Genomic DNA, 5,406 nt, shown 5'->3' with positions numbered 1-5,406 from the left:
AGCTAGCCGTCCGCTACGAAGCAACAGTCACCATCGCCGCGATCAACGAATGGCTGCCCCGATAAACTTCCCAAACAGGCCCTAGGGGCCGGGGGATCTGCTCCGCCGCGGGCTCTCCGCGTGGCGGCCGTTGGTGGCAGCATGAGAGGGACGCCGGGACGCCCAGCGCCCGGACGGACGTACAGGAGCGCTCATGGATGCTTCAGGCACACCCACCCACCCGGCGGGCCCGGCGGCGACGCCCTACGGCGCGCCGACCACGCCGCCGCGGCCACGCCGGTCCCGTTTCACAGTGCGTGACGTCGCCGCGGCGAAGAACCGGGGCGAGAAGTGGTCGATGCTGACCGCGTACGACGCCACCACCGCCGCCGTCTTCGACGAGGCGGAGATCCCCGTCCTGCTGGTCGGGGACTCAGCCGCCAACGTCGTCTACGGCTACGACACGACCGTGCCGATCACCGTCGACGAGCTGCTGCCGCTGGTCCGGGCGGTGGTCCGCGGAGCACCGCACGCGATGGTCGTCGCCGATCTGCCCTTCGGGTCGTACCAGGGGGGGCCGGCCGAGGCGCTGGCGAACGCTACCCGCTTCCTCAAGGAGGGCGGGGCGCACGCGGTGAAGCTCGAGGGCGGTTCCCGGGTGGTCCGGGCGGTGGACGCCCTGGTCGGCGCCGGCATCCCCGTTATCGGGCATCTGGGGCTGACCCCGCAGAGCATCCACACTATCGGGGGCTACCGGGTCCAAGGCCGCGACGAGGCCGGCGAGGTCCTGCTGGCCGACGCGCTGGCGCTCGAGGCGGCCGGCGCGTTCGCGGTCGTGCTCGAGGTGGTTCCCGCCGATCTGGCCACCCGGGTGACGAAGGAGTTGCGCATCCCCACCGTGGGCATCGGAGCCGGCTCGGGATGCGATGCCCAGGTGCTGGTCTGGCAGGACATGGCCGGGCTGAGCGACGGCCGCGCGCCGCGGTTCGTCAAGCGGTACGCGGATCTGCGCACGATTCTCGCGGACGCCGCCCGGGCCTACCGCGCGGACGTCCGGGACGGCAGGTACCCGACAATCGAGCACAGCTACTGATCAGCCATCCGGCCGGTGGTGCCGGCGGCGGCGCTGTCACTCCGGCCCATCGCCGGTCCGGGCCAGCGCCGCCGCGAGCACGGACCCCGCCTCGACCAGGGACGGGCCGTACCAGGTCAGCAGGCGGCCGGACACGCAGACCGCGGGCGCGCTGAAGGTCTCGGGTCCGTCCGACGGGCTGAAGGGGTACGGCTCATCGGGCAGGACCACCAGGTCATGGGGCGGGACGGCCGCGGGATCGATCCGAGGGTAGCGGTCCGGCGAGTCCGCCAGCACGTTGTCGACCCCCAGCCGGCGCAGCACGTCGCCGGTGAAGGTGTCCCGGCCGACCGCCATCCACGGCCGGCGCCAGATCGGCACCAACGCCCGCCGCCGCGGCCCGGCGGCCGGCACGGCCCAGGCCTGCCGGGCGGCGTCGAGCCAGCCGGGACGAGCCAGCCCGCAGGCCAGGCGCAGCATCCGGTCCAGGCTCACCAGAGCCTGATCGACCGTGGTAGGGGCGGTGACCCACACGGCGAGCCCGGCCCGGCGCAGCGCGGCGAGGTCGGGTTCCCGGTTCTCCTCGGCGTTCGCGCAGACCAGGTCCGGAGCCAGGGAGACGATGGTGTCGAGGTCGGGGTTCTTTGTCCCCCGGACCCGGGCGACGGCCAGCCCCGCGGGATGGCTGCACCAGTCGGTGGCACCCACCAGCAGACCGGGCGCGGTAACGGCGATCGACTCGGTGAGGCTGGGAACGAGCGAGACGATCCGTTCCACCCGCGCCGGAATCGCCACCGGGTGGCCCAGATCGTCCCGGAGGGCCGTCCCCGCCTCTCGTTCCCGCCCGTTCGCCACCGTGGCCACGTCCGAACGGGCCACGTCCGGAGAGGCCACGTCCGGACGCCGCTCAGACATCGGTGACCCGCAGGCCGGCGTGTGACTTGTACCGACGATTGACCGAGATCAAGTTTGCGGTCAACGCCTCGACCTGACCGGCGTTGCGCAACGTGCCGGCGTAGATGCCCCGCATGCCGGGAATGCGCTCGGCGAGCGCGGCCACCAGATCGGTGGCGGCCCGATCGTCGCCGAGGACCAGGACATCAGTGTCGATCTTCGCGACCGCGTCATCGGCCAGCAGCACCGCAGAGACGTGGTGGAAGGCCGCCACGATGGTGCTGTCCGGCAGGACGGCGGCCGCCTGCTGCGCGGCGCTGCCCTCGGGCACCGCGAGCGCGAAGGCACCCCCCTTGTCGAAGCCGAGGGGGTTGACGCAATCGATCACGATCTTCCCGGCCAACGGCTCCCGCAAGGCGGCCAGGGTCTGGCGATGGCCATCCCAGGGAACCGCGATGATGACGATATCCGCGCGCTCGGCGACCGTGGCGTTGTCCGCGCCTTCGATACGCAGGCCGGGACGCGCGAGCGCGGCCGCGGCCTGCTGGCCGCGTTCGGTCGAGCGGGACCCGATCAGCACGAGATGGCCGGCGGCGGCGAACCGCAGACCGAGGCCCCCGCCCTGCGGACCCGAGCCGCCGAGGATACCGATGATCAGCGCGGGGACATCCGGCCGGACGCGGTCAGTCGAAGCCACCCTGCCATCCTGCCCGATCCGGGCTTTGGCCGCCCGGCTGCGTGACACCCGTGAAAGCGTTCCCAGAACGGTGGGAACCAACCCGTTCACCCTCCGACATGACGATGCATGACAAGTCCACCCCCTTGCGGACAGCTCCTGGCAATGAGGGACTATGCAGAGACAACGGGACAGCTACGTGCCCGATTTTTCCGAGCTCGCCCCCCCGTGGGGAGATCCGGATCGACCGGGTCCATACACGTCGCCACCGGCAGAGGAGCAACCCACGTGACTGACAGCTACAGCTCTTGGACCGCGACACTTGGTGAGAGAGTAGACACGAAAAGCGAACCTGCCGGTACTTCCAGGAACCCCGCGCGCGCATTGGTCTCAGATGGGCCGTACCGTTCCGTTTCACACACATCGAGCAGATCTTCGGAGTCAGGCGAGAGAGGTCGAGCAATGGCGGACGTGTCGGTTCGCTTCGCGATGACGAACGACAGCGAAGTGGTGCTGAACCTGTCGCTGCCGCAGGCACTGCGCCTGATGGAAGCGATCGCCCGCAAGGTGGGCGAAACCCTGGCCGAGCGCAGCACGCAGACGGTCGGCGGTGTCGGCGGCGTTCCCGCCTCGGCTCCCTCCAACGGGATGCCCAGCCTGGGGCCGTACACCCCATCCTGAGCGTGTCCACGTGCCGCGCCGGTCCACGCGTCCCCAAGCGGTGGCGTCGCGCCGCTTGGCGCGTTCTCCCGCGGACAGTCCCGGGTGGACATTCGCCCGGGACGCCGACCGTCGCTCAGAACCGGGGCGGTGCCCCGGCGAAACTCACGGATCCGTCATGCACGGATCCGTCCTCGGGTCCCCAGGTCCGGGAGTGGTGACCGATCGAGCCCAGGGTCGAGCCCAAGGCGCGTGGGTGTGAGGCCGCGTACACTTCGCGAAGCCGGTCCACCGTCACCAGGGTGTAGATCTGAGTGGTGCTGACCGAGGCGTGTCCCAGCAGCTCCTGCACCACCCGGACGTCGGCGCCGCCGTCGAGCAGGTGGGTGGCGACGGAATGGCGCAGCACGTGGGGTGAGACCCCCTCCACACCCGCCGCGAGCGCCGCCGTACGCAGCACCGACCACGCGCTCTGCCGGGACAGGCGGTTACCGCGGCGGGACAGGAAGACCGCGGGCCCCGAGCGGGGGGCGGCCAGCATCGGCCGCCCCACCCGCAGGTAGTCGGCCACCGCGGCGATGGCGCACCGACCGAGCGGGACGATCCGGTCACGTCCGCCCTTGCCGTGCAGGCGGACGGAGGCGGCCTCCAGATCGAGATCGTCGACGTCGAGACCGACGGCCTCCGAGATCCGGGCCCCGGTGCCGTAGAGAAGCTCCAGCAACGCGGTCGCGCGCAGACGGCGGACGGCCTCGGCCGGTTCCACCGGCGGCGGTCCCCCGGGCGGCGGCGGGGATCCCGACGGGGGCGCACCCGCGGCCGCGGCGAGGACGGCCACCACCTGGTCGATGCTCAGGGCCTTCGGTAGCCGCCGGGGAGGCGTCGGCGGTCGAACCGGCCGGGACACGTCCTCGGGGACGTCACCCTCGTCGGCCGCGAAGCGGTGCAGCGACCGGACGGCGACCAGCATCCTCGCGACCGACGCCGCGGCAAGCGGCGGGTGCGTGTCGTCACCGGTGCGCAGCACGGCGGCGAATCCGGCAACCTCCGCCTCACCGACCGCGCCCAACAAGGACAGACCGCATGCGGAGAGATGATCACAATAGCGGCGCAGGTCGCGACGGTAGGCGAGCACCGAGTTGTGCGCGAGTCCGCGTTCGCCCTCCAGATGGTGGAGATAGCGATCGATGACGCCGGCGGGCGTGCCACGCAGCTGGGACCCGGCTCGATGATCCGCAGGCCGGGACAGGTCGTCCGGCCCGGGCCGAGGCGCCGACGGACGATGATCCGAGGACCCGCCGACGCCGGATGCCGAGGCCGCGGGGGCACAGCCGGAATACCCGGTCGCCGTCGGTGACTCCCATCATCGAACTGATAGTAGGACCTGCCCCCCGTTCTCCGTTGGCGCCTATCCACATACCGCGTTTCCGCGGCTATCCTGGCGACTTGTGCAGGCGGACAACGGGTCGTCACGGTACGCCGCACGGCTGGGGGTCGCTATCGCCATGCTCGTCATCCTCACGGGCGCGGGCTGCGGCGGCGACCAGCACGAGCCATCCGGGGCCGCGGTCCCGACCCGCCCCGGTTCCCAGAACCCGGGCACGGCCGTCTCCGGCGGCCCTTCCTTCCCCGGTTCGGTCCCCGGTTCGGTCGACGACACGCCCGCGGCCGCTACTCGCACGGTCGAGGGCTACTTTCACGAGATCAACGAGGCCGCGCGGGCCGGTCGGGTCGCGGTTATCGCGCCGAGGGCGCTCGGTGGCTGCCAGCCCTGCGCCCTCGACGTCGGGGTGACCCGCTCACTCCAGCAGCGGGGGCTGCGCGCGGACGGGCCGGCCTATCAGCTGAGCGACGTGCTCGCCCGGCCGCGGGTCGGGCTCGTCACCGAGGTGGACTTCACCGTGCGAACCCGGGCGGTGGGGCTGCTGGACCCAGCGGGCCGGCGGGTCTCCGACGCCCCGGGCGTGCCGACCCGGGTCGGCACGGCCGAACTGTCGCTCACCGACCACGGCTGGCGTATCCAGACCCTGCGCTACGCCCCGGCCCGGGCATGACCACCGGCCCGGGGACCACCGCCGCCCGCACGACCACCGCCGGCCGGCGCCGCGCGTTCCCGCGCCCGGCG

At 72.2% G+C, this 5,406-nt stretch carries 6 protein-coding genes; 3 read left to right on the top strand and 3 right to left on the bottom strand.

The features are described 5' to 3' along the window. The first annotated feature begins 193 nt into the window (after positions 1-193). On the top strand, positions 194-1,072 hold the full coding sequence (gene panB / locus AC08OU_RS22120; RefSeq protein ID WP_462188278.1) for a 3-methyl-2-oxobutanoate hydroxymethyltransferase: 879 nt from the start codon (positions 194-196) through the stop codon (positions 1,070-1,072). A 36-nt stretch (positions 1,073-1,108) separates the two neighbouring features. Here the strand turns inward: panB and AC08OU_RS22115 are convergent, their stop codons facing one another. Next, on the bottom strand, positions 1,109-1,966 hold the full coding sequence (locus AC08OU_RS22115) for a helical backbone metal receptor (protein WP_476602001.1): 858 nt from the start codon (positions 1,964-1,966) through the stop codon (positions 1,109-1,111). After that, positions 1,959-2,642 (bottom strand): NADPH-dependent F420 reductase, encoded by a 684-nt coding sequence (gene npdG, locus AC08OU_RS22110; RefSeq protein ID WP_476602002.1) that lies wholly within the window; start codon positions 2,640-2,642, stop codon positions 1,959-1,961. Before npdG ends, AC08OU_RS22115 begins: the two co-directional genes overlap by 8 nt. Before the next feature lie 441 nt (positions 2,643-3,083). Between npdG and AC08OU_RS22105 the strand changes: the two genes are divergently transcribed. After that, positions 3,084-3,302, top strand: coding sequence for a hypothetical protein (locus tag AC08OU_RS22105; RefSeq protein WP_023841797.1), 219 nt, complete (start codon positions 3,084-3,086; stop codon positions 3,300-3,302). Positions 3,303-3,417: 115 nt separating this feature from the next. Here AC08OU_RS22105 and AC08OU_RS22100 read toward each other — a convergent pair whose 3' ends face one another. Further along, positions 3,418-4,416 carry a tyrosine recombinase gene (locus AC08OU_RS22100; protein ID WP_476602003.1) on the bottom strand — a complete coding sequence of 333 codons (999 nt, stop codon included), beginning with the start codon at positions 4,414-4,416 and terminating at the stop codon, positions 3,418-3,420. A 370-nt stretch (positions 4,417-4,786) separates the two neighbouring features. Between AC08OU_RS22100 and AC08OU_RS22095 the strand changes: the two genes are divergently transcribed. Beyond that, complete coding sequence (locus tag AC08OU_RS22095) at positions 4,787-5,335, top strand: hypothetical protein (RefSeq protein ID WP_476602004.1); 549 nt, start codon at positions 4,787-4,789, stop codon at positions 5,333-5,335. Positions 5,336-5,406: the final 71 nt, after the last annotated feature.

It is taken from the genome of Frankia sp. CcMO1, assembly GCF_977945845.1.
The sequence above is the reverse complement of the archived record's forward strand: the minus strand, read 5'-3'. Positions and strand labels throughout refer to the sequence as shown.

Excerpts from the sequence above, each read along its gene's own strand:
- AC08OU_RS22115 (WP_476602001.1), bottom strand. The coding sequence starts at position 1,966 with ATGTCTGAGCGGCGTCCGGACGTGGCCTCTCCGGACGTGGCCCGTTCG.
- AC08OU_RS22095 (WP_476602004.1), top strand. The coding sequence starts at position 4,787 with ATGCTCGTCATCCTCACGGGCGCGGGCTGCGGCGGCGACCAGCACGAG.
- AC08OU_RS22105 (WP_023841797.1), top strand. The coding sequence starts at position 3,084 with ATGGCGGACGTGTCGGTTCGCTTCGCGATGACGAACGACAGCGAAGTG.
- panB (WP_462188278.1), top strand. The coding sequence starts at position 194 with ATGGATGCTTCAGGCACACCCACCCACCCGGCGGGCCCGGCGGCGACG.